General features: G+C 64.7%; 37 protein-coding genes. 36 read left to right on the forward strand and 1 reads right to left on the reverse strand.

Annotated features, from left to right (window positions below; genetic code table 11):
* The first annotated feature begins 57 nt into the window (after positions 1 to 57).
* The 30 genes from rpsJ to galE all read left to right on the forward strand — a co-directional run bounded on the left by rpsJ (position 58) and on the right by galE (position 15,090).
* On the forward strand, positions 58 to 369 hold the full coding sequence (rpsJ, locus tag ACMV5O_RS11975; protein WP_107494444.1) for a 30S ribosomal protein S10: 312 nt from the start codon (positions 58 to 60) through the stop codon (positions 367 to 369).
* Positions 370 to 480: 111 nt separating this feature from the next.
* Positions 481 to 1,119, forward strand: coding sequence for a 50S ribosomal protein L3 (gene rplC, locus ACMV5O_RS11980; protein WP_416163687.1), 639 nt, complete (start codon positions 481 to 483; stop codon positions 1,117 to 1,119).
* A gap of 10 nt (positions 1,120 to 1,129) precedes the next feature.
* Positions 1,130 to 1,750: a 50S ribosomal protein L4 gene (gene rplD / locus ACMV5O_RS11985; RefSeq protein WP_324537978.1), complete on the forward strand. Its 621-nt coding sequence runs from the start codon at positions 1,130 to 1,132 to the stop codon at positions 1,748 to 1,750.
* Positions 1,751 to 1,755: 5 nt separating this feature from the next.
* Positions 1,756 to 2,052 carry a 50S ribosomal protein L23 gene (gene rplW, locus ACMV5O_RS11990; RefSeq protein ID WP_306415759.1) on the forward strand — a complete coding sequence of 99 codons (297 nt, stop codon included), beginning with the start codon at positions 1,756 to 1,758 and terminating at the stop codon, positions 2,050 to 2,052.
* Positions 2,053 to 2,058: 6 nt separating this feature from the next.
* Positions 2,059 to 2,886 (forward strand): 50S ribosomal protein L2, encoded by an 828-nt coding sequence (gene rplB, locus ACMV5O_RS11995; protein ID WP_416163688.1) that lies wholly within the window; start codon positions 2,059 to 2,061, stop codon positions 2,884 to 2,886.
* 10 nt (positions 2,887 to 2,896) lie between these two features.
* A complete protein-coding gene (gene rpsS / locus ACMV5O_RS12000; RefSeq protein ID WP_004332378.1) occupies positions 2,897 to 3,172 on the forward strand; it encodes a 30S ribosomal protein S19 in 276 nt (91 codons plus the stop codon).
* Between the two features lie 9 nt (positions 3,173 to 3,181).
* The gene (rplV, locus tag ACMV5O_RS12005) at positions 3,182 to 3,511 is read left to right on the forward strand and encodes a 50S ribosomal protein L22 (RefSeq protein WP_416163689.1); all 330 of its coding nucleotides are present in this window, start codon (positions 3,182 to 3,184) and stop codon (positions 3,509 to 3,511) included.
* Positions 3,512 to 3,520: 9 nt separating this feature from the next.
* Positions 3,521 to 4,288 (forward strand): 30S ribosomal protein S3, encoded by a 768-nt coding sequence (gene rpsC / locus ACMV5O_RS12010; RefSeq protein WP_416163690.1) that lies wholly within the window; start codon positions 3,521 to 3,523, stop codon positions 4,286 to 4,288.
* A complete protein-coding gene (rplP, locus tag ACMV5O_RS12015; RefSeq protein WP_324537987.1) occupies positions 4,288 to 4,704 on the forward strand; it encodes a 50S ribosomal protein L16 in 417 nt (138 codons plus the stop codon). The genes rpsC and rplP overlap by 1 nt, the downstream gene beginning before the upstream one ends.
* 2 nt (positions 4,705 to 4,706) lie before the next feature.
* Positions 4,707 to 4,901 (forward strand): 50S ribosomal protein L29, encoded by a 195-nt coding sequence (rpmC, locus tag ACMV5O_RS12020; protein WP_324537975.1) that lies wholly within the window; start codon positions 4,707 to 4,709, stop codon positions 4,899 to 4,901.
* Entirely contained in the window at positions 4,898 to 5,167 is a 270-nt protein-coding gene (gene rpsQ, locus ACMV5O_RS12025; RefSeq protein ID WP_324537974.1) for a 30S ribosomal protein S17, read from the forward strand. Before rpmC ends, rpsQ begins: the two co-directional genes overlap by 4 nt.
* A 155-nt stretch (positions 5,168 to 5,322) precedes the next feature.
* Positions 5,323 to 5,691 (forward strand): 50S ribosomal protein L14, encoded by a 369-nt coding sequence (gene rplN, locus ACMV5O_RS12030; RefSeq protein ID WP_075148071.1) that lies wholly within the window; start codon positions 5,323 to 5,325, stop codon positions 5,689 to 5,691.
* Between the two features lie 11 nt (positions 5,692 to 5,702).
* The gene (gene rplX, locus ACMV5O_RS12035; RefSeq protein ID WP_002931597.1) at positions 5,703 to 6,020 is read left to right on the forward strand and encodes a 50S ribosomal protein L24; all 318 of its coding nucleotides are present in this window, start codon (positions 5,703 to 5,705) and stop codon (positions 6,018 to 6,020) included.
* A gap of 9 nt (positions 6,021 to 6,029) precedes the next feature.
* The gene (rplE, locus tag ACMV5O_RS12040; protein WP_416163691.1) at positions 6,030 to 6,569 is read left to right on the forward strand and encodes a 50S ribosomal protein L5; all 540 of its coding nucleotides are present in this window, start codon (positions 6,030 to 6,032) and stop codon (positions 6,567 to 6,569) included.
* A 7-nt stretch (positions 6,570 to 6,576) separates the two neighbouring features.
* Positions 6,577 to 6,882 carry a 30S ribosomal protein S14 gene (gene rpsN, locus ACMV5O_RS12045; RefSeq protein ID WP_002931601.1) on the forward strand — a complete coding sequence of 102 codons (306 nt, stop codon included), beginning with the start codon at positions 6,577 to 6,579 and terminating at the stop codon, positions 6,880 to 6,882.
* A 13-nt stretch (positions 6,883 to 6,895) separates the two neighbouring features.
* The gene (gene rpsH, locus ACMV5O_RS12050) at positions 6,896 to 7,291 is read left to right on the forward strand and encodes a 30S ribosomal protein S8 (RefSeq protein ID WP_324537972.1); all 396 of its coding nucleotides are present in this window, start codon (positions 6,896 to 6,898) and stop codon (positions 7,289 to 7,291) included.
* A 10-nt stretch (positions 7,292 to 7,301) separates the two neighbouring features.
* The gene (gene rplF, locus ACMV5O_RS12055; RefSeq protein ID WP_416163692.1) at positions 7,302 to 7,835 is read left to right on the forward strand and encodes a 50S ribosomal protein L6; all 534 of its coding nucleotides are present in this window, start codon (positions 7,302 to 7,304) and stop codon (positions 7,833 to 7,835) included.
* Positions 7,836 to 7,846: 11 nt separating this feature from the next.
* Positions 7,847 to 8,200 carry a 50S ribosomal protein L18 gene (gene rplR, locus ACMV5O_RS12060; protein ID WP_416163693.1) on the forward strand — a complete coding sequence of 118 codons (354 nt, stop codon included), beginning with the start codon at positions 7,847 to 7,849 and terminating at the stop codon, positions 8,198 to 8,200.
* Positions 8,201 to 8,212: 12 nt separating this feature from the next.
* Positions 8,213 to 8,737: a 30S ribosomal protein S5 gene (gene rpsE, locus ACMV5O_RS12065; RefSeq protein WP_324537969.1), complete on the forward strand. Its 525-nt coding sequence runs from the start codon at positions 8,213 to 8,215 to the stop codon at positions 8,735 to 8,737.
* Between the two features lie 3 nt (positions 8,738 to 8,740).
* The gene (rpmD, locus tag ACMV5O_RS12070; protein WP_324537968.1) at positions 8,741 to 8,923 is read left to right on the forward strand and encodes a 50S ribosomal protein L30; all 183 of its coding nucleotides are present in this window, start codon (positions 8,741 to 8,743) and stop codon (positions 8,921 to 8,923) included.
* 1 nt (position 8,924) lies between these two features.
* Positions 8,925 to 9,362, forward strand: a complete 438-nt coding sequence (rplO, locus tag ACMV5O_RS12075) for a 50S ribosomal protein L15 (protein WP_324537967.1) — start codon at positions 8,925 to 8,927, stop codon at positions 9,360 to 9,362.
* Positions 9,363 to 9,377: 15 nt separating this feature from the next.
* A complete protein-coding gene (secY, locus tag ACMV5O_RS12080; RefSeq protein WP_416163694.1) occupies positions 9,378 to 10,703 on the forward strand; it encodes a preprotein translocase subunit SecY in 1,326 nt (441 codons plus the stop codon).
* Positions 10,704 to 10,707: 4 nt separating this feature from the next.
* A complete protein-coding gene (gene infA, locus ACMV5O_RS12085; RefSeq protein WP_004298457.1) occupies positions 10,708 to 10,926 on the forward strand; it encodes a translation initiation factor IF-1 in 219 nt (72 codons plus the stop codon).
* A 25-nt stretch (positions 10,927 to 10,951) separates the two neighbouring features.
* Positions 10,952 to 11,065 carry a 50S ribosomal protein L36 gene (gene rpmJ / locus ACMV5O_RS12090; protein WP_004258276.1) on the forward strand — a complete coding sequence of 38 codons (114 nt, stop codon included), beginning with the start codon at positions 10,952 to 10,954 and terminating at the stop codon, positions 11,063 to 11,065.
* A 53-nt stretch (positions 11,066 to 11,118) separates the two neighbouring features.
* The gene (gene rpsM / locus ACMV5O_RS12095) at positions 11,119 to 11,481 is read left to right on the forward strand and encodes a 30S ribosomal protein S13 (RefSeq protein WP_324537965.1); all 363 of its coding nucleotides are present in this window, start codon (positions 11,119 to 11,121) and stop codon (positions 11,479 to 11,481) included.
* Between the two features lie 12 nt (positions 11,482 to 11,493).
* Positions 11,494 to 11,883, forward strand: coding sequence for a 30S ribosomal protein S11 (gene rpsK, locus ACMV5O_RS12100; protein WP_002931621.1), 390 nt, complete (start codon positions 11,494 to 11,496; stop codon positions 11,881 to 11,883).
* Between the two features lie 14 nt (positions 11,884 to 11,897).
* Positions 11,898 to 12,527 (forward strand): 30S ribosomal protein S4, encoded by a 630-nt coding sequence (rpsD, locus tag ACMV5O_RS12105; protein ID WP_324537964.1) that lies wholly within the window; start codon positions 11,898 to 11,900, stop codon positions 12,525 to 12,527.
* A gap of 33 nt (positions 12,528 to 12,560) precedes the next feature.
* Positions 12,561 to 13,547, forward strand: coding sequence for a DNA-directed RNA polymerase subunit alpha (locus tag ACMV5O_RS12110; protein ID WP_416163695.1), 987 nt, complete (start codon positions 12,561 to 12,563; stop codon positions 13,545 to 13,547).
* 25 nt (positions 13,548 to 13,572) lie between these two features.
* A complete protein-coding gene (gene rplQ, locus ACMV5O_RS12115; RefSeq protein ID WP_416163696.1) occupies positions 13,573 to 13,971 on the forward strand; it encodes a 50S ribosomal protein L17 in 399 nt (132 codons plus the stop codon).
* 99 nt (positions 13,972 to 14,070) lie between these two features.
* A complete protein-coding gene (galE, locus tag ACMV5O_RS12120) occupies positions 14,071 to 15,090 on the forward strand; it encodes a UDP-glucose 4-epimerase GalE (RefSeq protein ID WP_416163697.1) in 1,020 nt (339 codons plus the stop codon).
* Positions 15,091 to 15,106: 16 nt separating this feature from the next.
* On the opposite strand, the gene uvrA is transcribed toward galE, so the two are convergent.
* The gene (gene uvrA, locus ACMV5O_RS12125) at positions 15,107 to 17,935 is read right to left on the reverse strand and encodes an excinuclease ABC subunit UvrA (protein ID WP_416163698.1); all 2,829 of its coding nucleotides are present in this window, start codon (positions 17,933 to 17,935) and stop codon (positions 15,107 to 15,109) included.
* A gap of 113 nt (positions 17,936 to 18,048) precedes the next feature.
* Here uvrA and ACMV5O_RS12130 point away from each other — a divergent pair, with 113 nt between their 5' ends.
* The 6 genes from ACMV5O_RS12130 to ACMV5O_RS12155 all read left to right on the forward strand — a co-directional run bounded on the left by ACMV5O_RS12130 (position 18,049) and on the right by ACMV5O_RS12155 (position 23,352).
* Positions 18,049 to 19,248, forward strand: coding sequence for an MFS transporter (locus tag ACMV5O_RS12130; RefSeq protein ID WP_416163699.1), 1,200 nt, complete (start codon positions 18,049 to 18,051; stop codon positions 19,246 to 19,248).
* A gap of 134 nt (positions 19,249 to 19,382) precedes the next feature.
* Entirely contained in the window at positions 19,383 to 19,889 is a 507-nt protein-coding gene (ssb, locus tag ACMV5O_RS12135) for a single-stranded DNA-binding protein (RefSeq protein WP_416163700.1), read from the forward strand.
* A 118-nt stretch (positions 19,890 to 20,007) separates the two neighbouring features.
* Positions 20,008 to 20,973, forward strand: coding sequence for an MBL fold metallo-hydrolase (locus ACMV5O_RS12140; protein ID WP_416163701.1), 966 nt, complete (start codon positions 20,008 to 20,010; stop codon positions 20,971 to 20,973).
* A gap of 11 nt (positions 20,974 to 20,984) precedes the next feature.
* The gene (locus ACMV5O_RS12145) at positions 20,985 to 21,809 is read left to right on the forward strand and encodes a ThiF family adenylyltransferase (RefSeq protein WP_416163768.1); all 825 of its coding nucleotides are present in this window, start codon (positions 20,985 to 20,987) and stop codon (positions 21,807 to 21,809) included.
* Positions 21,809 to 22,195, forward strand: coding sequence for a sirohydrochlorin chelatase (locus ACMV5O_RS12150; protein WP_416163702.1), 387 nt, complete (start codon positions 21,809 to 21,811; stop codon positions 22,193 to 22,195). Before ACMV5O_RS12145 ends, ACMV5O_RS12150 begins: the two co-directional genes overlap by 1 nt.
* An 80-nt stretch (positions 22,196 to 22,275) precedes the next feature.
* A complete protein-coding gene (locus tag ACMV5O_RS12155) occupies positions 22,276 to 23,352 on the forward strand; it encodes an efflux RND transporter periplasmic adaptor subunit (protein ID WP_416163703.1) in 1,077 nt (358 codons plus the stop codon).
* Positions 23,353 to 23,363: the final 11 nt, after the last annotated feature.

A 23,363-nucleotide genomic window follows, 5' to 3' on the forward strand; every position in this document is an offset into this window, starting at 1 on the left:
GGCGCTGCCGCCGCCCGCTCGTTCTTTTCGCTCTTTCCGCTCTTTAGGAAACACATCATGCAAAGCCAGAAGATTCGCATCCGCCTCAAGGCCTTCGACTACCGCCTGATCGATCAGTCGGCACTCGAGATCGTCGACACCGCCAAGCGTACCGGTGCCGTCGTGCGCGGCCCCGTGCCGCTGCCCACCCGGATCGAACGCTTCGACCTGCTGCGCTCGCCGCACGTCAACAAGGCGTCGCGCGACCAGATGGAAATCCGTACCCACCAGCGTCTGATGGACATCATCGACCCCACCGACAAGACCGTCGATGCCCTGATGAAGCTGGATCTGCCTGCCGGCGTGGATGTCGAGATCAAGCTCCAGTAAGTCTTCGCCGCTTGCGGAAGTTTGGAATAGGCCGGTATAATCCGGCCTTTGTGCCTTTTGGCGCAATAATTTGACCCCCGGTCAATCGCAACCGGGATTCAGGAGAAAAAAATGAGTCTAGGCCTTGTTGGACGCAAGGTCGGCATGACTCGCATCTTCGCCGAGGATGGTAAGACCATTCCGGTGACGGTGCTTGACGTGTCGGACAATCGTGTGTCCCAGATCAAGACGGTCGAAACCGACGGCTACGCCGCGGTCCAGATCGCTTATGGCAAGCGTCGCGCCAGTCGCATCACCAAGCCGGTTGCGGGTCATCTCGCCAAGGCGGGTGTCGAGCCTTGCCGTGGCATCAAGGAATTCCGTATCGAGTCCGAGCAGGCCGGCGGCATGAATGCCGGTGATGCCATCGGTGCGGACCTCTTCCAGGTCGGGCAGAAGGTCGATGTCACGGGTGTGACGATCGGCAAGGGCTTCTCCGGGCCGATCAAGCGCCACAACTTCTCGTCGAACCGTGCCTCGCATGGTAACTCGATCTCGCACAACTCCCCGGGTTCGATCGGTATGGCCCAGGATCCGGGTCGTGTCTTCCCCGGTAAGCGCATGGCCGGTCAGTACGGAAACGTGCAGCGCACCACCCAGGGTCTCGAGGTCGTTCGTGTTGATGTCGAGCGCCAGCTCCTTCTCGTGAAGGGTGCGGTGCCGGGTGCCAAGGGTGGCGACGTGGTCGTCCGTCCGGCGGTCAAGGCCTGAGGAGCGCGCTATGGAATTGAAGCTGTTGAATGATCAGGGTCAGGCTGCGTCGACGCTCGAGGCGTCGGACGTGCTGTTCGGCCGTGACTACAATGAAGCGCTTGTGCACCAGGTCGTGACCGCCTATCTGGCGAACGCGCGCTCGGGCAACCGCAAGCAGAAAGGGCGTTCCGAGATCGCCAAGTCGACCCGCAAGCCGTTCCGCCAGAAGGGTACGGGTAATGCGCGTGCCGGTATGGCGTCGAGCCCGCTGTGGCGCGGGGGCGGCAAGATCTTCCCGAACACCCCGGACGAGAACTTCAGCCAGAAGGTTAACCGCAAGATGTACCGTGCCGGCGTGGCTGCGATCCTGTCGCAACTGGCCCGCGAAGACCGTCTTGCAGTGGTCGACTCCTTCAGCGTCGAGGCGCCGAAGACGCGCCTGCTGTCGCAGAAGCTAAAGGGTATGGGCCTGGACTCCGTCCTCGTCATTACCGACCAGATGGATGAAAACCTTTTCCTGTCCTCGCGCAACCTGCATCAGGTGTTGGTGCTTGAAGTGAGTGAGGCGGATCCGGTGTCGCTCGTGCGTTTCCCGAAGGTGCTCGTCACCAAGGGCGCGCTGGCGAAGATGGAGGAAGCGTGGCAATGAGCGCGATCAGTCAGGAACGTCTGCTGCAGGTGCTGCTCGCCCCGCAGATCTCCGAGAAGGCAACCTTCGTTGCCGACAAGAACGAGCAGGTGGTGTTCAAGGTTGCATCTGACGCGACCAAGCCCGAAGTGAAGGCGGCGGTCGAGGCCTTGTTCAAGGTCGAAGTCAAGTCCGTGCAGGTTCTGAACGTCAAGGGCAAGGCCAAGCGTTTTGGCAAGACCATGGGTCGCCGCAAGGACTGGAAGAAGGCTTTCGTGTGTCTGAAGCCCGGCCAGGAAATCAACTTTGCGGCCGGGGAGTGATAGATCATGGCAATCGTAAAACTCAAGCCGACTTCCGCCGGTCGCCGCGCCCAGGTCAAGGTTGTTAATCCCAGCCTGTACAAGGGGCGCCCGGTTGCTTCGCTTGTCGAGAAGCAGAGCAAGAATGCCGGTCGTAACAACAACGGCCGCATCACCGTGCGCCACCAGGGTGGTGGCCACAAGCAGCACTATCGTCTGGTGGATTTCCGTCGCAACAAGGACGGTATTCCGGCCAAGGTCGAGCGTATCGAGTATGACCCCAACCGCTCCGCACACCTCGCGCTGCTGTGCTACGCCGACGGCGAGCGCCGCTACATCATCGCGCCGCGTGGCGTCGAGGTGGGGACGCAGCTGATCAGCGGCTCGGAAGCGCCGATCAAGCCGGGCAACAGCCTGCCGATCCGCAACATTCCGGTCGGTTCGACGATCCACTGCATCGAGATGATTCCGGGCAAGGGTGCGCAGATCGCACGCGCTGCCGGTACGTCGGTCCAGCTGCTCGCGCGCGAGGGCTCCTACGCCCAGCTGCGTCTGCGCTCGGGCGAGATTCGCCGCGTGCACGTCGAGTGCCGCGCGACCATCGGTGAAGTCGGTAACGAAGAGCATGGCCTGCGCAAGATCGGCAAGGCTGGTGCCAATCGCTGGCGCGGTATCCGCCCGACCGTTCGCGGTGTGGCGATGAACCCGGTCGATCACCCGCATGGTGGTGGTGAAGGCCGTACCGGCGAAGCGCGCGAGCCGGTGAGCCCGTGGGGTACGCCGAGCAAGGGTTATCGGACGCGTTCGAACAAGCGCACCGACAACATGATCGTGCAGCGTCGTCACAAGCGTTAAGGGGTAAAAGATGGCACGTTCTATCAAGAAAGGCCCGTTCATCGACGCGCACCTGCTGAAGAAGGTCGACGCCGTCCGGACGAGCAACGACAAGCGCCCGATCAAGACCTGGTCGCGCCGCTCCACGATCCTGCCCGACTTCATCGGGCTCACGATCGCGGTGCACAACGGCAAGCAGCACATTCCGGTATTCGTGACCGAGAACATGGTCGGTCACAAGCTCGGCGAATTCGCGCTGACGCGTACCTTCAAGGGTCACGCCGCCAGCAAGAAGGCCAAGCGTTAAGGGGACGACATGGAAACCAAAGCTATTCTCCGTGGCGTTCGGCTGTCGGCCCAGAAGGGTCGTCTGGTGGCCGACCTGGTCCGCGGCAAGCCCGTCGATCTGGCGCTCAACACGCTCGCTTTCTCGCCCAAGAAGGGCGCGAAGATCATCCGCAAGGTGCTCGAATCGGCAATCGCGAATGCCGAGCACAACGACGGCGCCGACATCGACACGCTGAAGGTCAAGACCATTCACGTGGAAGAGGGCATGACGCTCAAGCGCTTCACCGCGCGTGCGAAGGGTCGCGGCAACCGCATCCTGAAGCCCACCTGCCACGTCTACCTGACCGTTGGCGAGTAAGGAGTAAACATGGGTCAGAAAATCCATCCCACTGGGTTCCGCCTCGCCGTCACGCGTGACTGGGGTTCGCGCTGGTTCGCTTCCAGCAAGGACTTTCCGGGCATGCTGCACGAGGACCTGAAGGTTCGCGATTACCTGAAGAAGCGCCTGTCGCACGCTTCGGTCGGTCGCGTGGTGATCGAGCGTCCGGCGAAGAACGCCCGGATCACTTTGTTCAGCGCCCGTCCCGGTGTTGTCATCGGTAAGAAGGGCGAGGACATCGAGGCGCTCAAGCGTGATCTGCAGAAGATCATGGGCGTGCCGGTGCATGTGAACATCGAGGAGGTGCGCAAGCCCGAACTCGACGCCAAGCTCGTCGCCGATTCGATCGCCCAGCAGCTCGAGAAGCGCATCATGTTCCGTCGCGCCATGAAGCGTGCGATGCAGAACGCCATGCGACTCGGTGCCCAGGGCATCAAGATCATGAGCGCGGGCCGCCTGAACGGCGCCGAGATCGCCCGTACCGAGTGGTATCGCGAAGGTCGTGTGCCCCTGCACACCCTGCGCGCGAACATCGACTACGGCGTTTCGGAAGCGAAGACGACCTACGGCATCATCGGCATCAAGGTGTGGGTGTTCAAGGGCGAGATGCTCGGTCGCAACGAGCAGCCCGCCGCTGCCGAGCCGGAAGCCGATAACCGCCGTGGCCGTCGTGGCGCCCCGCGCGACGGTGAGCGTCCGGGTCGCCGCCCCGCCCGTCGTGGCGAAGGCCGGCAAGAAGAAAGCAGGAGTGAATGATGCTGCAGCCGACTAGAAGGAAGTACCGGAAGGAGCAGAAAGGCCGCAACACCGGCATTGCAACGCGCGGTGCGAAGGTGTCGTTCGGCGAGTACGGTCTCAAGGCGGTTGGTCGCGGTCGACTGACTGCGCGGCAGATCGAGTCGGCCCGTCGTGCGATGACCCGTCACATCAAGCGTGGCGGCCGCATCTGGATCCGGATTTTCCCGGACAAGCCGATCTCGAAGAAGCCGGCTGAGGTTCGTATGGGTAACGGTAAGGGTAACCCCGAGTACTGGGTCGCAGAGATTCAGCCGGGCAAGGTGCTCTACGAAATGGACGGCGTGGATGAAGCCCTCGCTCGTGAAGCTTTCCGGCTTGCTGCCGCCAAGCTGCCGATCGAGACGGTGTTTGTTGTCCGCCAGATTGGGGGTTGAACATGAAGGCGAATGAACTCCGCGCAAAAAGCGCCGATGAGTTGAACAAGGAGTTGCTGGAACTGCTGAAGGCGCAATTCTCGCTGCGTATGCAGCACGCTACCCAGCAGCTTGGCAACACGAGTCAGATTGGGAAGGTTCGTCGTGACATCGCACGCGTGCGTACCATCCTGCGCGAAAAGGCGGGGCAGCAATGAGCGAACAAGTTGAAAAGGTTCGCCGCGCGCTGGTTGGGCGTGTGGTGAGCGACAAGATGCAGAAGACCGTGACCGTTCTCGTCGAGCGCCGGGTCAAGCACCCGCTGTATGGCAAGATCATCACCCGTTCCGCCAAGTACCACGCGCACGTGGAAGACGGCGTTGCGGCCCAGGGCGACCTGGTGGAGATCGAGGAATGCCGTCCCATCTCGCGCACCAAGACCTGGCGTGTTGCCAAGGTGCTCGAGAAGGCACGCATCATCTGATCAGAGTTACTGGCAAGTCGCAGAAAAAAACAGCTTGGCGCTTCGGTGCCAGGCTGTTATACTTACGCCTCTTTGCTCCGGGGCTCGCTCGGGGCATCCTACCCTGACGGGTTCCAAGACTGTCCGCGAATGCGGGATAAGTTGGAGATACTTTCATGATTCAAATGCAGTCCAAGCTGGACGTGGCCGATAACTCCGGCGCACGCTCGGTGATGTGCATCAAGGTCCTGGGTGGTTCCAAGCGCCGATATGCCGGCGTGGGTGACATCATCAAGGTGACCGTCAAGGATGCTGCGCCGCGCGGTCGTGCGAAGAAGGGCGATGTCTACAATGCGGTCGTCGTTCGCACTGCGAAGGGTGTTCGTCGTCCCGACGGTTCGCTGATCAAGTTCGACAACAACGCGGCCGTGCTTCTGAACAACAAGCTCGAGCCGATCGGCACCCGCATTTTCGGGCCGGTCACGCGCGAGCTGCGCACCGAGCGGTTCATGAAGATCGTCTCGCTGGCGCCCGAAGTGCTCTGAGGAGTCCGTAGATGAACAAGATCCGCAAGGGTGACGAAGTGTTGGTGCTGACGGGCAAGGATCGTGGCCGTCGTGGCACCGTGCTGCGCCGCGTTGATGATGAGCGTGTCGTGGTCGAGGGTGTGAATCGGGTGAAGAAGCACGTCCGCCCGAATCCGCTCAAGGGTGAGGTGGGGGGCATTGTCGAAAAGGAAATGCCGATCCACGTGTCGAATGTCGCGCTGTTCAATCCCGCCACCCAAAAAGGTGATCGCGTCGGGATCAAGACGCTTGAGGACGGTCGCAAGGTCCGTTTCTTCAAGTCGAACGGCGAGCTGGTGAACGCCTAAGGAGTGACGATGGCTCGCTTGCAACAAGTTTACAAGGACGAAGTCGCGCCGGCGCTCAAGCAGCAGTTCGGCTACAAGTCCGTCATGGAAGTGCCGCGCATCACCAAGATCACCCTCAACATGGGTGTCGGCGAAGCGGTCGGCGACAAGAAGATCCTCGAGAACGCGCTTGGTGACATGACCAAGATCGCCGGCCAGAAGCCGGTGAGCACCAAAGCGCGCAAGTCGATCGCGGGTTTCAAGATTCGCGACGGCTATCCCATCGGCTGCATGGTCACGCTCCGTGGTCCGCGCATGTTCGAATTCCTCGATCGTCTGATCACCATCGCGCTGCCGCGCGTGCGTGACTTCCGCGGGATTGCTGCGAAGGGCTTCGACGGTCGTGGCAACTACAACCTCGGTGTCAAGGAACAGATCATTTTCCCTGAGATCGAGTACGACAAGATCGATGCGCTGCGCGGGATGAACATCAGCATCACGACGACGGCGAAGACCGACGAGGAGGCCCGTGCGCTCCTCGCCGCGTTCAAGTTCCCGTTCAAGAATTGAGGGTCATATGGCGAAACTCGCTCTGATCAATCGCGAAGTGAAGCGCGCGAAGCTGGTGGAAAAATTTGCCGCCAAGCGTGCCGCCCTGGTCGCAAAGGTCAAGGACAGCAGCCTGTCCGAAGAAGAACGCATGGCTGCACGCCTGGCCCTGCAGCAACTGCCCCGCAACGCCAACCCGACCCGCCAGCGCAACCGCTGCGCGCTCACCGGGCGCCCGCGTGGTGTCTTCCGCAAGTTCGGTCTGTGCCGCAACAAGCTGCGCGAGATCGCTTTCCGCGGTGAAGTGCCTGGCATGACCAAGGCGAGCTGGTAAGGAGAATTCGAAGATGAGTATGTCCGATCCCATCGCCGACATGCTGACGCGCATCCGCAATGGCCAGCAGGCCCAGAAGGTTTCGGTGTCGATGCCTTCGTCCAAGCTGAAGATTGCGATCGCCAAGGTATTGCAGGATGAAGGTTACATCGACGGCTTTGCCGTTCGCGACGAGGCTGGCAAGGCGTCGCTCGATGTGACGCTCAAGTACTACGCCGGACGTCCGGTCATCGAGCGCCTGGAGCGCGTGAGCCGTCCCGGCCTGCGCATCTACAAGGGCAGTGACGATCTGCCGCGCGTGATGAACGGCCTGGGCGTGGCCATCGTGTCCACGCCGCGTGGTGTGATGACGGATCGCTCGGCGCGCGCCAATCGCGTTGGCGGCGAAGTCATCTGCCTGGTTGCCTAAGGGGGAAGCGATGTCTCGTGTAGCCAAGAATCCGGTGGCCATTCCTCAGGGCGTCGAAGTGACGATTTCTGCGGGTGAGATCGCCGTCAAGGGGCCGCTGGGTACCCTGCGCCAGTCGCTGAGCGACGCCGTGACCGTCGAGCGCGACGGCGATACGGTGGTGTGCAAGGCGCGCGACGGCGTGGCCAATGCCCGCGCGATGTCCGGTACCGTGCGCGCGCTGGTGAACAACATGGTCGCAGGCGTGAGCAAGGGTTTCGAGCGCAAGCTCAACCTGGTGGGCGTCGGTTATCGCGCCCAGGCTCAAGGCGACAAGCTCAACCTGTCGCTCGGCTTCTCGCATCCGGTGGTCCATCAGATGCCCGCGGGTGTAAAGGTGGAGACGCCGACCCAGACCGAGATCGTGATCAAGGGCATCGACAAGCAGCAGGTCGGCCAGGTCGCAGCCGAGGTGCGTGCCTACCGCGCTCCCGAACCCTACAAGGGCAAGGGCGTCCGTTACTCGGACGAGGTGGTGGTGCTCAAGGAAACCAAGAAGAAGTAAGGCGGTTCGTCATGAACAAGAAAGAAACTCGTCTTCGCCGTGCGCGCAAAACTCGCGCCAAGATTGCGGAGCTCAAGGCGGTTCGCCTGACGGTGTTCCGGTCCAACTGCCACATCTACGCCCAGGTCATCGACGGCAGCGGCGCACGCGTGCTTGCTGCGGCCTCGACGGTCGAACCCGAGGTCCGCTCGCAGGTCGCCAACGGCGGCAACACGGCTGCGGCCGAGTTCGTCGGCAAGCTGATCGCCGAACGGGCAAAAGCTGCCGGTGTCGAGCAGGTCTCGTTCGACCGCTCGGGCTTCCTGTATCACGGCCGCGTCAAGGCGCTGGCCGAGGCTGCCCGCGAAGGCGGCCTCAAGTTCTAAGCGAGGAATCGAATGGCTAAGCAGCAAACCAAACGTGCGCAAGCCTCCGACGAGCGCGATGACGGCCTGAAGGAGAAGATGGTCGCGATCAATCGCGTGACCAAGGTCGTCAAGGGCGGCCGGATCCTCGGCTTCGCTGCGCTGACCGTGGTCGGCGACGGCGACGGCGCGATCGGGATGGGCAAGGGCAAGTCGCGGGAAGTGCCGGTGGCGGTGCAGAAGGCGATGGACGAAGCCCGCCGCAAGATGCGCAAGGTGTCGCTCAAGAATGGCACCCTCCAGCACACCGTGATCGGCAAGCATGGCGCCGCCTCGGTGCTGATGCAGCCCGCTCCGGCCGGTACCGGCATCATCGCCGGCGGTCCGATGCGTGCGGTGTTCGAGGTGATGGGCGTGACCGACGTGATCTGCAAGTGCATCGGCTCCGCCAATCCGTACAACGTCGTCCGTGCCACGATCAACGGCCTGATGGCGATCAACACCCCGGCGGAGATTGCAGCCAAGCGCGGCAAGTCCGTCGAAGAAATTCTGGGGTAAGCGATGTCGGACAAGAAAATCAAGGTGACGCTCGTCAAGAGCGTGATCGGCACCAAACAGTCCCACCGCGCAACCGTGCGCGGCCTCGGTCTGCGCCGCCTCAACCACACGGTTGAGCTGGCCGACACGCCCGAGATTCGGGGCATGGTCAACAAGGTGTCCTACCTGCTGAAGTGTGAGGGTTGATATGCGCCTGAATACCATCAAGCCGGGCGAAGGCTCGAAGAAGGCTGCGCGCCGCGTCGGTCGCGGGATCGGCAGTGGCCTCGGCAAGACCTGCGGGCGCGGCCACAAGGGTCAGAAATCGCGTGCCGGCGGCTTCCACAAGACCGGTTTCGAAGGCGGCCAGATGCCGCTGCAGCGTCGCCTGCCGAAGCGTGGCTTCGTGTCGCTGACGCGCGCCCGCAACGTCGAGGTGCGTCTGTCCGAGCTGGACAAACTGCCGGTGGACGAGGTCGATTTGCTGACGCTCAAGCAGGCGGGCGTGATCGCGGCTGACGCGCTGTCCGCCAAGGTCGTGCTCTCCGGCGCGATCAACCGCAAGGTTGTGCTGCGCGGTGTCGGTGCTACCCAGGGTGCCAAGGCGGCGATCGAAGCTGCTGGCGGCTCCGTGGCGGCCGAGTAAACAAGGAAAACGGTTGTGGCGAATACTGCTGCCACGCTCGGAAAGCCGGGGCGGTTCGGCGACCTCAAGCGTCGCCTGCTGTTCCTGCTGGGCGCGCTGATCGTCTATCGCATCGGCGCGCACATCCCGGTCCCGGGTATCGACCCCGAGCGCCTGGCCGAGCTGTTCCAGTCGCAGGCAGGTGGCATCCTCGGGGTGTTCAACCTGTTCTCTGGTGGCGCGCTGTCGCGCTTCACCATCTTCGCGCTGGGCATCATGCCCTACATTTCGGCATCGATCATCATGCAGTTGATGACGGTTGCGGTGCCGTATCTGGAGGCGCTGAAGAAGGAAGGTGAGGCCGGCCGGCGCAAGATCACGCAGTACACCCGCTACGGGACACTGGTGCTTGCCTTCGCTCAGGCGCTCGGTATCGCGATTGCACTCGAGGGGCAGCCTGGACTGGTGCTGGATCCTGGGTTCATGTTCCGCTTCGTGACGGTGGCGACACTGGTGACCGGCACCATGTTCCTGATGTGGATGGGTGAGCAAATCACCGAGCGCGGGATCGGCAACGGGATCTCGCTGATCATCTTCGCGGGTATCGTTGCGGGTCTGCCCAGCGCCATCGGCGGTCTGTTCGAGCTGGTGCGCACGGGGGCGATGCATCCCTTCACGGCGCTGTTCATCTGCGTGCTGGTCGTGCTGGTAACGGGCTTCGTGGTCTTCGTGGAGCGGGGGCAGCGCAAGATCCTGGTCAATTACGCCAAGCGACAGGTGGGCAACAAGGTGTATGGCGGGCAAAGCTCCCATCTGCCGCTGAAGCTGAACATGTCGGGCGTGATTCCACCGATCTTTGCGTCGAGCATCATCCTGTTTCCGGCGACGCTGGGGCAGTGGTTCGGTTCGTCGGAGGGCATGTACTGGCTGCGCGACATCGCCTCCACGCTGTCGCCGGGCCAACCGATCTACGTCCTGCTTTACGCGCTGGCGATCGTGTTCTTCTGCTTTTTCTACACGGCACTCGTATTCAATGCGCGTGAGACGGCAGATAACCTGAAGAAGAGCGGTGCTTTTGTTCCCGGGATCCGTCCCGGGGATCAGACGGCACGGTATATCGACAAGATTCTCATGCGGCTGACGCTCGCCGGGGCGGTGTATATCACCCTGGTCTGTCTGTTGCCCGAGTTCCTGATCCTGAGGTGGAACGTCCCGTTCTATTTCGGTGGCACCTCGCTGCTGATCATCGTGGTGGTCACGATGGACTTCATGGCCCAGGTTCAGGCCGTCGTGATGTCGCATCAGTACGAGAGTCTGCTGAAGAAGGCGAATTTCAAGGGGGCGGGTTTCCCGGGCAGGTAAGTCCATGACGAAGGAAGATGTCATCGAGATGCAGGGCGAGGTCACCGAGAACCTGCCCAATGCAACATTCCGAGTCAGGCTGGAGAACGGTCACATGGTCCTTGGTCATATCTCGGGAAAGATGCGGATGCATTACATCCGCATCCTGCCGGGTGACAAGGTGACCGTGCAGCTCACCCCCTACGACCTGACCAAGGGCCGGATCGTGTTCCGGACCAAGTGAAGATTAGAGAAACAGGAGCAAGTCCATGAGAGTCCAGGCATCGGTAAAGCGGCTGTGCCGCAATTGCAAGATCATCCGCCGCAAGGGTGTGGTTCGCGTCATTTGTACCGATCCGCGGCACAAGCAACGTCAGGGTTGATCTAGTCAACCTTAGGCATTAGAATTCAACGTTTTGCGTTTTGGGGTAGACGGATGGCCCGTATTGCTGGGGTAAACATTCCCAATCACAAGCATGCCGAGATCGCGCTGACCGCCATCTATGGGATCGGCCGTTCGCGTGCTCAGAAAATCTGCGACGCTGCCGGTATCCAGCGCTCGGTCAAGATGAAGGATCTGACCGAGTCGGACATGGAGAAGCTGCGTGACGAGGTTGCTCGCTTCGTTGTCGAAGGCGATCTGCGTCGTGAAGTGACGATGAACATCAAGCGACTGATGGACCTGGGCTGCTACCGCGGCGTTCGTCATCGTCGCGGCCTGCCGATGCGTGGTCAGCGTACCCGCACGAACGCCCGCACCCGCAAGGGCCCGCGCAAGGCGATCGCCGGCAAGAAGTAACAGGAAACGATAATGGCTAAGACTGGAACGAAGGTTCGTAAGAAGGTCAAGAAGAACGTCGCCGAGGGTATCGCGCACGTTCACGCGAGCTTCAACAATACGATCATCACCATCACCGACCGTCAGGGCAACGCGCTGTCGTGGGCGACCTCGGGTGGTGCGGGCTTCAAGGGCTCGCGCAAGAGCACGCCGTTTGCTGCCCAGGTGGCGGCGGAGGCGGCCGGCAAGGTCGCGCAGGAGTGCGGCATCAAGAACCTCGAAGTGCGCATCAAGGGCCCCGGCCCGGGTCGCGAATCGTCGGTTCGCGCGCTCAACGCGCTGGGGATCAAGATTTCCAGCATTACGGACATCACCCCCATCCCGCATAACGGCTGCCGTCCGCCGAAAAAGCGCCGTATCTGACAAGGAGTTGATAAGTGGCTCGTAATCTCGATCCCAAGTGCCGTCAGTGCCGTCGCGAAGGCGAAAAGCTGTTCCTGAAGGCCGAGAAGTGTTTTACCGACAAGTGCGCCATCGAGCGCCGCGCCTATGCGCCTGGCCAGCACGGCCAGCGTTCGGGTCAGCGTCTGTCTGGCTACGGTGTTCAGCTGCGTGAAAAGCAGAAGATCCGTCGTCTCTATGGCGTGCTCGAGCGTCAGTTCCGCAAGGTCTACGCCGAGGCCGATCGTCGTCGCGGTCAGACCGGCGAGAACCTGCTGCAGCTGCTCGAGGGTCGTCTGGACTCCGTCGCCTATCGCATGGGCTTCGGCGGTTCGCGCGCCGAGGCACGTCAGGTCGTTCGCCACAACGGCGTGCTGGTCAATGGCAAGCGCGTGAATATTCCGTCCTACATCGTGCGTCCGGGCGACGTCATCGAAGTGACGGAGCGTGCGCGTGCCCACCTGCGTGTGAAGGCGGCGCTCGAGGCGGCTGAGTCGCGCGGCTTCCCCGAGTGGCTCGAAGTCGATGCCAAGGCCGGCAAGGGCGTGTTCAAGGCGTACCCCGTGCGCGCCGAGCTGCCCGCAACGATCAATGAAGGCCTGGTTGTGGAACTGTACTCCCGCTGATCGGGAGACTGATCCTCTTCTAGTTCCGAGGGAATGCTGATGCAAAGCAATGCACTGCTGAAACCGCGCATCATCGACGTCCAGAGCACCTCGCCGGTTCAGGCGCGGGTGACGATGGAGCCGTTCGAGCGCGGTTTCGGCCATACGCTGGGGAATGCGCTGCGGCGCATCCTCCTGTCGTCGCTGCCCGGCCATGCGGCCACGGAAGTGACGATCGAAGGGGTGCTGCACGAGTACTCCACGCTGGATGGCGTGCGTGAGGACATCGTTGACCTGCTGCTGAATCTGAAGGGCGTGGTGTTCAAGCTCAACGGGCGCAGTGAGGTAACCGTGCGTCTGGCCAAGTCTGGCGAAGGTGTCGTCACCGCGGCGGATATCGAGGTGGGACATGACGTCGAGATCATCAACCCCGAGCACGTGATCGCGCATCTTGCCCCTGGCGGCAAGATCGACATGCAGATCAAGGTCGAGGAAGGTCGCGGCTACGTGCCGGGGAACGCCCGTCCGGACAACGCCGAGAGCAAGAGCATCGGGCACATCGTGCTTGACGCCTCGTTTGGCCCGGTGCGCCGTGTCAGCTACCTGGTGGAGAGCGCGCGTGTCGAGCAGCGTACCGACCTCGATCGTCTGATCATCGACATCGAGACCAACGGTGCGGTTGATCCCGAGGAGGCGATCCGCTACGCCGCGCGCGTCCTGATGGATCAGCTGTCAGTGTTCGCGGATCTGGAGGGCACGCAGCCCGAGCGCGAAGTCGCGCCCTCGGTCACGATCGATCCGGTGCTGATGCGCCCGGTGGACGATCTCGAACTGACCGTGCGTTCGGCGAATTGCCTGAAGGCTGAGAACATCTACTACATCGGCGACCTGATCCAGCGTACCGAGACCGAGTTGCTGAAGACCCCGAACCTGGGTCGCAAGTCGCTCAACGAGATCAAGGAAGTGTTGGCCTCACGTGGGCTGACGCTTGGCATGAAACTGGAAAACTGGCCTCCGGCCGGGCTTGAGAAGCTCGGTTGAATTGCCGGGCAAGTGAGGAATTGAAATGCGTCACCGTAACGGTCTTCGCAAGCTGAATCGTACCAGCAGCCACCGCCAGGCGATGTTCCGCAACATGGCCAACTCGCTGCTGCAACACGAAGTCATCAAGACGACCCTGCCGAAGGCGAAGGAACTTCGCCGTGTGGTCGAGCCGATGATCACCCTGGGCAAGAAGCCCAGTCTCGCCAACCGCCGCCTGGCTTTCGACCGCCTGCGCGACCGTGACATGGTCGTCAAGCTGTTTGACGAGCTGGGCCCGCGCTACGCTGGCCGCAACGGCGGTTACCTGCGCATCCTGAAGTGCGGTTTCCGCGATGGCGACAACGCGCCGATGGCCTACATCGAGCTGCTGGATCGCCCCGATGTGGAAGCGGTCGAGGTGGAAGAGGCGGAAGCGGCCTGATCGGGCTGTCACGCACCAGAGGAACCGGGCGCTGCCCGGTTTTTTTACGCCTGTCATCGGCCAGTGCGAGGATGCGGGCGGCTGTCGGGGAGAGATCGGATGAGTGTGACGTTGGTGACGGGGGGCGCGGGCTACATTGGCTCGCACACCTGCGTGGAACTGCTGGCGGCAGGGCGGGAGGTCGTGGTCATCGACGACCTGTCGAATTCCTCGCTCGAGGCGGTACGCCGTATCGAGGAACTGGGCGGGCGGCCGCTTGCCGGTTTCGTGCGGGCCGACGTGCGGGACCGGGATGCGCTGCAGACCTTGTTTGCCGCGCACCAGGTGGAGGCAGTGATCCACTTCGCGGCCAGGAAGGCGGTCGGCGAGTCGGTGGCGCAGCCTCTGGCCTACTACGACAACAACCTGCAAGGCTTGTTGAGCGTCTTGCAGGCGATGGAAGCGGCAGGCTGTCGGCAGATGGTGTTCAGCTCCTCGGCCACCGTGTATGGCGATCCAGCGCGGGTGCCGATCGACGAGGAGTTTCCGACCACCGCCACCAACCCGTACGGCTGGACCAAGTTGATGGGTGAGCAGATCCTGCGCGACCTGGCCAAGGCTGACGCGCGCTGGAAGGTGGTGCTGTTGCGCTACTTCAATCCGGTCGGGGCGCACGCGAGCGGGCGCATCGGCGAGGACCCGCAGGGGCAGCCGAACAACCTGATGCCCTTCGTCAGCCAGGTCGCGGTCGGTCGCCTGGCGCGCCTGAGGGTATTCGGCGACGACTACCCCACGCCCGATGGCACCGGCGTGCGCGACTATATCCATGTGGTGGATCTCGCACTCGGGCACCTGCGTGCGCTGGAGCGGGTCGGCGCGCTGCCCGGGGTGACGACGCTCAACCTCGGCACCGGGCGTGGCTACAGCGTGCTGGAGATGGTGCGTGCCTTCGAAAAGGCGTCGGAGCGGCAAGTGCCCTACGACATCGTCGCGCGCCGACCCGGCGACATCGCCGCGTGCTGGGCCGACCCGGCGCGTGCGCGGGCGGTGCTGGGCTGGCGCGCCGAACGCGACCTGCAGGCGATGTGCGAGGATGCCTGGCGCTGGCAACGTATGAACCCGCTCGGCTATCGCAGGTGAAGGTTCAGTCGAGCGTTCAGGCGGCCGTGGGCAGCAGGCGGCGCAGATAACGACCGGTGTGGCTCGCGGGATGCGCGGCGATGTCTTCGGGCGTGCCGGTGCACACCACGGTACCGCCGCCATCGCCTCCCTCCGGGCCCATATCGACGAGCCAGTCCGCGGTCTTGATGACGTCGAGATTGTGCTCGATGACGACGATGGTGTTGCCGTGGTCGCGCAGGCGATGCAGCACGCTCAGCAGCAGCTCGATGTCCTGGAAGTGCAGTCCGGTGGTGGGTTCGTCGAGGATGTATAGCGTGCGCCCGGTGTCACGCTTCGACAGTTCGAGCGCCAGCTTCACGCGCTGGGCTTCGCCGCCTGACAGCGTGGTGGCGCTCTGGCCGAGGCGGATGTAGCCCAGGCCGACGTCCTGCAGTGTCTCGAGCTTGCGCGCGACCGCGGGGACCGGAGCGAAGAACTCGAAGGCCTGCTCGACGGTCATCTCCAGCACCTCGTGGATGCTGCGGCCCTTGTAGCGAATTTCGAGGGTCTCGCGGTTGTAGCGCCTGCCGTGACAGACGTCGCAGGGAACGTACATGTCGGGCAGGAAGTGCATCTCGACCTTGATCAGGCCGTCGCCCTGGCAGGCCTCGCAGCGGCCGCCGCGCACGTTGAAGGAGAAGCGCCCCGGCCCGTAGCCGCGCGCGCGGGCTTCAGGCACGCCGGCGAAGAGCTCGCGGATCGGCGTCAGCATGCCGGTGTAGGTGGCGGGGTTGGATCGCGGTGTGCGTCCGATCGGCGCCTGGTCGACGTTGATGACCTTGTCGAAGGCCTCCAGGCCGTCGATGCTGTCGTGGGCGGCGGGTTCGGTGCTCGAGCCATACAGCTGGCGCGCCACCGCTGCCGCCAGGGTGTCGTTGATCAAGGTCGATTTGCCTGAGCCGGAGACGCCGGTGACACAGGTGAACAGGCCGATCGGAAGCCCGATGCTGACGCCCTTGAGGTTGTTGCCGCGTGCCCCGCGGATGCTCAGCAGTCGCTGCGGATCGGGCGTGCGGCGGTTCACCGGGACGGCGATCTGACGCCGCCCGGCGAGATAGTCGCCGGTCACCGACGCAGGGTCGGCGATCACCGCGGCGGGGCTGCCGTGGGCGACGATGCGGCCGCCGCGCTCACCGGCGCCTGGACCCATGTCCACCAGGTAGTCGGCACTGCGGATCGCATCCTCGTCGTGCTCGACGACGATCACCGTGTTACCCAGATCGCGCAACTGGCGCAGGGTGGTGAGCAGACGGTCGTTGTCGCGCTGGTGCAGGCCGATCGAGGGCTCGTCGAGCACGTACATGACGCCGGTGAGCCCCGAGCCGATCTGGCTCGCGAGGCGGATGCGCTGTGCCTCGCCGCCCGACAGGGTATCTGCCGCGCGGTCCAGCGACAGGTAGTCGAGGCCGACGTTGATCAGGAAGCCGAGGCGGTCGGCGATCTCCTTGACGATGCGCTCGGCAACCTGCGCGCGCACGCCGCTCAGCTGCAGCTCGGCGAAGAAGCGATGGCAGTCGCCGAGGGACAGGTGTCCGACCTCATGCAGCGCGCGACCACCCACGAGCACATGGCGGGCTTCGGCGCGCAGGCGGCTGCCATGGCAGCGCGGGCAGGGGCGGGTCGCACGGTACTTGCTCAACTCCTCGCGCACGGCGAGCGAATCGGTCTCGCGGAAACGGCGCTCCAGATTGGGGATGATGCCCTCGAAGGGATGCTCCTTGAGCACCACGCGGCCGTTGTCGGCCATGTAACGAAAGGCGATCCTGGTGCGCCCGGAGCCCGCCAGCACCACCTCGCGTACCGGCGCCGGGAGGGACGCGAAGGGGGTCTCGAGATCGAAGTCGTAGTGCGTCGCCAGGCTGGCGAGCATCTGGAAGTAGAACTGGTTGCGCCGGTCCCAGCCGCGGATCGCACCGGCCGCCAGCGACAGCTCGGGGTGCGCGACCACGCGCGCGGGGTCGAAGAAATCCACCTGACCCAGGCCGTCGCACTGGCTGCAGGCACCGGCCGGGTTGTTGAAGGAAAACAGTCGCGGCTCCAGTTCGGCGAGGGCGAAGCTGCACACCGGGCAGGCAAAGCGCGCCGAAAACAGATGCTCCCGACCGCTGTCCATCTCCACTGCGAGCGCCCGCCCGTCGGCGTGGGTGAGTGCGGTCTCGAAGGATTCGGCCAGCCGGCTGCGCAGGTCGGCGCGTACGCGCAGGCGGTCGATCACCACCTCCACCGTGTGGCGGCGCCCCTTCTCGAGGGGCGGCATGGCGTCGAGCTCCATGACTTCGCCATCGACGCGGACACGGACGAAGCCCTGCGCGCGCAGGTCGGCAAAGAGGTCGTGCTGCTCGCCCTTGCGTCCGGCCACCACCGGGGCAAGGATCATCAGCCGGGTCTCTGCCGGCAGCGCGAGCACATGGTCGACCATCTGCGCCACGCTTTGTGCTTCGAGCGCGTGCTCAGGGTGGTCCGGGCAGTGCGGCGTGCCGGCGCGGGCGTAGAGCAGGCGCAGGTAGTCGTGGATCTCGGTCACCGTGCCCACGGTGGAGCGCGGATTGTGGCTGGTCGCCTTCTGTTCGATCGAGATCGCCGGCGACAGGCCCTCGATCAGGTCCACGTCGGGCTTTTCCATCAACTGCAGGAACTGGCGCGCATAGGCCGACAGCGATTCGACGTAGCGTCGCTGCCCCTCCGCGTACAGGGTGTCGAAGGCCAGCGAGGACTTGCCCGATCCCGACAGGCCGGTGATCACCGTGAGCCGGTTGCGCGGCAGGTCGATGCTGATGTTCTTGAGGTTGTGGGTGCGGGCACCGCGAATGCGGATCTCGTCCATGACTGCGGCCGTGCTTGACAGAGCCAGCGACTATACGAGAGAAGGCGGGTGCCGGCCAATCGGGCGAGGTGGAGTGCTAGAATCGCGCTCTTTCATCGAGCCGGTCTTCCCGAATGTCCGTTCCCGCACGCGACCCGATGACGCGCGACGAACGCCGTGCCGGCATGAGCCTGGCGGCCATCTTCGCCTTGCGCATGCTGGGCCTGTTCCTGATCCTGCCGGTCTTCGCCGTCCATGCGGCACAGATCCCCGGTGGCGACAACCTGACCCTGGTCGGGCTGGCGATCGGTGCCTACGGCCTCACCCAGGCCTGCCTGCAGATCGCCTATGGTGCGGCCTCCGATCGCTTCGGGCGCAAGCCGGTGATCGTCTTCGGGCTCGTGCTGTTCGTGATCGGCAGCGTCGTCGCCGCCCTGGCGGACAGCGTCCACATGATCATCGTCGGCCGCGTGCTGCAGGGTGCCGGCGCCATCTCGGCCGCAGTCACCGCGCTGGCGGCCGATCTCACGCGCGACCAGCATCGCACCAAGGTGATGGCGATGATCGGCTCGTCGATCGGTCTGGTGTTCGCGCTGTCGATGGTGGCGGCGCCGCTGCTGTACGCCGCGATCGGCATGGACGGCATCTTCTGGCTGACCGCGGTGCTCGCCGTGGGCGCGATCGGCGTGCTGCTGTGGGTGGTGCCGGCCGCGCCGCCCGTGCCCCGTGCCACCGGACGACTGGTCGACGTGCTGCGCGATGGCCAGCTCATGCGGCTCAACTTCGGCGTCTTTGCCCTGCATCTGATCCAGACCACGATGTGGGTCATGGTGCCATCGGCGCTGGTTGCCAGCGGTGGCCTGCCGATGCCCGAGCACTGGAAGGTGTACCTGCCGGCGGTGCTGCTGTCCTTCGTCGTCATGGTGCCGGCGGTCATCGTTGCCGAGCGCCGCGACAAGCTCAAGCAGGTGTTCAACGCCGCCATCGTGCTGCTCGCCCTGGTGCAGTTCGGGCTGTGGCTGGTCGGTGACGGATTGATCCCGCTGGCAGTGTTGCTGACGCTGTTCTTCGTCGCCTTCAACGTGCTCGAGGCGACGCAGCCGTCGTGGATCTCGCGCATCGCGGCGCCGGGCGCCAAGGGCACCGCGCTCGGCGTCTATAACACCTTGCAGTCGGTCGGCCTGTTTCTCGGTGGCGTGCTCGGCGGCTGGCTGGGCCAGGCCTACGGGCCTGCGGCCGTCAGTCTGTTCTGCGGGCTGCTGGCGCTGGCCTGGCTGGCCTTGGCGACTTCGATGCGACCGCCGCCCCTGCGTCCCGCTGCCGTGGGGCGCTGAAACGAACCAGTGTGCTACGGGTCGATCGAAGCAGCGACGGTCCGCAGTGCTGTACCTGGAACTTTGCACCTACCACTTTCATCGCGCGCCGCGCCATGCCCGCCGCGTGCAGGACCTGATCAAAGGAGTATCGGATGGCATCCGTCAATAAAGTCATCCTGATCGGCAACCTCGGTGCCGACCCGGAGAGCCGCTTTGCCCCCTCGGGCGACGCAATCTGCAACATCCGCCTGGCCACGACCGAGACCTGGCGCGACAAGAACACCGGCGAGCGACGCGAGGCTACGGAGTGGCACCGCGTGTCCTTCTACGGCAAGCTCGCCGAGATCGCCGGACAGTATCTGCGCAAGGGCAGCCAGGTCTACATCGAAGGCAGTCTGCGTACCCGCAAATGGCAGGATCAGAGCGGCCAGGACCGCTACACGACCGAAATCCGCGCCGACGAGATGAAGATGCTCGGTCGTCGCGAAGGGGGTGACGCCCCGATGCGTGGTGGCGACAGCGGCTGGGACGCGCCGTCCCAACCCGCTCCGTCGCAGGCTGCGCCGGCCCGCGCCTCGGCGCAGCGTCCGCAGCCGGCGGCGCAGCCCTCGCAGCAGTCGGGGGGCTTCGGCGACTTCGACGACGACATCCCGTTCTGAGTCGGCTGCTTCGTATTCAGCGTCGCGTGACGTGGGTCCGCGACGCGGTCAGCGCACGGGCCTAGAGTGATCCAGCAGGGGTGAGCCCTTTGGGTCGGCAGTGCGAGGAGGGAGTTTCATGTTCAGTCTGATCAGTTACACCGATGGCGTGCACGCGGTGGACTCGGGCTACGGCCGCCCGCAACTGGCCGCAGTTCATGTCGTCGTCGATCAGGGCCGCGCGGCGATCGTCGATACCGGAAGCAATGCCTCGGTGCCGCGGGTGCTCGGCGCCCTGGCCGCACTCGGCGTCGCCCCCGAGGCGGTCGACTGGGTCGTGCTGACCCACATCCACCTCGACCATGCCGGTGGTGCCGGCAGCCTGATGTGTGCGTTGCCGCAGGCCAGGCTGGTGGTCCACCCGCGCGGCCTGCGTCACATGATCGACCCCAGCCGGCTGTGGGAGGCCACCTGCGCGGTGTATGGCGCCGAGCGCGCCTACGCGCTCTATGGCCGCCTGGTGCCGGTGCCGGCCGAGCGCATCGTGCCGGCGACCGACGGCCTCGAACTGCCGCTCGGCAGGCGGAACCTTCGCATCTTCGACACGCCGGGTCACGCCCGCCACCACGTCTGCATCTGGGACGACCGCGCGCAGGCCTTCTTCACTGGCGACACCTTTGGCCTGTCCTACCGCGAATTCGACGTCGATGGCCGTGCCTTCATCGTACCCACGACCACGCCGACGCAGTTCGACCCCGATGCGATGCACGCCTCGATCGACCGCATGCTGGCGATGCAACCGCAAGCGATGTACCTGACGCACTACAGCCGGGTGACCGAAGTCGAGCGCCTGGGCGCCGATCTGCACCGCCTGATCGACACCATGGTGGCGGTAGCGCAGGCCGCGCGCGGCGATGGCGTCGCGCGCCACGTCGAGATCCTGGCTGGGCTGGAGCAGATCATGCGCGAGGAGGCGGGGCGTCAGAACTGGGCCCTGAACGAGGAGGAGACCCTCGAGCTGCTGCGCATGGACCTCGAGCTCAACGCCCAGGGGCTCGGCGTGTGGCTCGACAGCCTGCGCGTGACCGAGGCGGAAACCGCTTGAATCGGGCCGCGATGCAGGCCGAGGTCGATCCCGCACGCCGCTTCGGCGGTCTCGACCGCCTCTATGGCACGGGCTCGGTCGCAGCCTTGCACGCTGCTCATGCCTGCGTGATCGGCATCGGTGGCGTCGGCTCCTGGGTGGTCGAGGCGCTCGCCCGCAGCGGCGTCGGCCGTCTCACCCTGATCGATCTGGATCACGTCGCCGAATCCAACATCAACCGCCAGGCGCATGCCCTCGACGACACGCTGGGCATGGCCAAGGTGCGGGCGATGGCTGCACGTGTCGCCGCGATCAATCCCCTGTGCGTGCTCACCGAGGTCGAGGATTTCCTCACTCCGGAGAACGCCGAGACCTTGCTCCAGGGCTACGACGTGGTGGTCGATGCCATCGACAATGTCAGGGCCAAGGTCGCGATTGCCGCCGTGTGCCGGCGCCGCCGCATTCCACTGGTGACGGCGGGCGGGGCGGGCGGCAAGACGGATCCGGCGCGCATCTGCATCGACGATCTGGCGCGCACCCTGCAGGACCCGCTGCTGTCCAAGGTGCGCGCCAGGCTGCGCAAGGAGCATGGCTTCAGCCGCGATCCGAAAAAGAAGTTCGGCATCGAGGCGGTGTTCTCGACCGAGCCGCTGCGTTATCCCGCGGTCCAGGCCTGCGACGCCCCCCGCAACGCTGCGCCGCAGGGCCTGGCCTGTGCGGGCTATGGCTCGAGCATGGCGGTGACGGCGAGTGTGGGCCTGTTCTGCGCCGCGCGCGCGCTCGATCACCTGCTCCTCGCGGGCGCGCGACGTGTCGATGTTCCAACCGCAATCCCGATTTCCTCGGAGACCGCCTGATGAATGCAGCATCGCAGCACAATGCCGCCATCGTCCTCTTCGGCCACGGTGCGCGCGACCCCGAGTGGGCCGGTCCGATGCGCCGCATCCGCGAGGCCATCCTCGCCCGTCCGGATGCGCCGAGCGTCGAGCTGGCCTTTCTCGAATTCATGACGCCGACCCTGCCCGAGGCCATCGCTTCGCTCGCCGCTGCGGGCGCGCGCAAGGTGGCGGTCGTGCCGGTTTTCCTTGCCCAGGGCGGGCATCTGAAACGCGACCTGCCGGTATTGCTCGACGCGGCTCGCGCTGCCCATCCGGACTGCGAGATCGTGCTCGCCACCGCCGCCGGCGAAGCCGCGCCGGTGGTGACCGCGATGGCGGAGTACGCCGCTTCCTGCCTGGACTGAGGGCGCGGGCGCAGGCAGGAGGCGGGTAGTCAGCTGGCACGGCCCTTGACGCTCATATATATAAGCATATACTTATACATATGAGCCCTGATGCCCGCCCTGCCATGCTGCGTTATGCCGCCTTTCTGTCTGCCTGTGTCCTCGCCCTGGCGGTGCGCGCCGAGGTGCCGACGATCCGGATCGGGCCGCACGCCATGCCGTCGACGACGGTCGTCGAGGCCAGCATCGAGGCGGTGCAGCAATCCACGCTGGCGGCGCAGATTCCGGGCAGGGTGCTCGAGCTGGCCGTCGATGCCGGCGATCGCGTGCGCAAGGACCAGATGCTGGTCCGCATCGATCCCGCTGAAGCGGCTGCCGCCGTGGCTGCTGCCGACGCCGGTGTCGCGCACGCCCAGACGGCCCTGGCCAATGCCCGCGCCGAATATGCGCGGGCGCGCAGTCTGGTCGAGCGCAAGTTCCTCAGCCAGTCCGCGCTCGATGCGGCGCGCACCCAGTTTCAGGCCGCCGAGGCGCAGCTGCGTGCTGCCCAGGCCCAGCGCGCCCAGGCGGCCACCGTGCAGGGCCATGCCACGGTGGTTTCGCCGCTGGACGGTGTGGTCTCGGCACGCCATATCGAGGCGGGTGAGATGGCCCAGCCCGGACGCAACCTGCTGACCGTATACGACCCGGCGCGAATGCGTGCTGTCGCCGACCTGGCGCCGCAGCGCCTGGCCGATCTCGGCACGGACGGCATTCGTGCGCGCGTCGAACTCGGCGACGGCGGGCGCTTGATCGAGGCGGTGGCGCTGACCGTGCTGCCGGCAGCCGATGCACGCACCCATACCGTCCGCGTCCGTGTGGACCTGCCTGCGGACGTCGACCGGGTAGTGCCCGGCAGCTTTGCCCGCGTGCACTTCTACGCACCAGGCGCGCCGGACCTTGCAGCCGCCGGGACGGTGGTCATTCCGGTCGCTGCGGTGCTGCGCCGCGGTGAGCTGACGGCGGTCTATGTCGCCGAGGGCGGGGGCGGCTTCGGCCTGCGTCAGATCCGACTCGGACGGATGCTGGCGGGCGGTGAAGCGGTGGAGGTGCTGTCTGGCCTCAAGGGCGACGAGACGCTCGCCCTCGATCCGGTTCAGGCCGGCATCCAGGCGCGCTCGGCTGCGGCCGCGCGCTGAGCCGGGAGGCG

This window comes from Thauera sp. WH-1 (assembly GCF_047806685.1).
Classification (GTDB): Bacteria; Pseudomonadota; Gammaproteobacteria; order Burkholderiales; family Rhodocyclaceae; genus Thauera.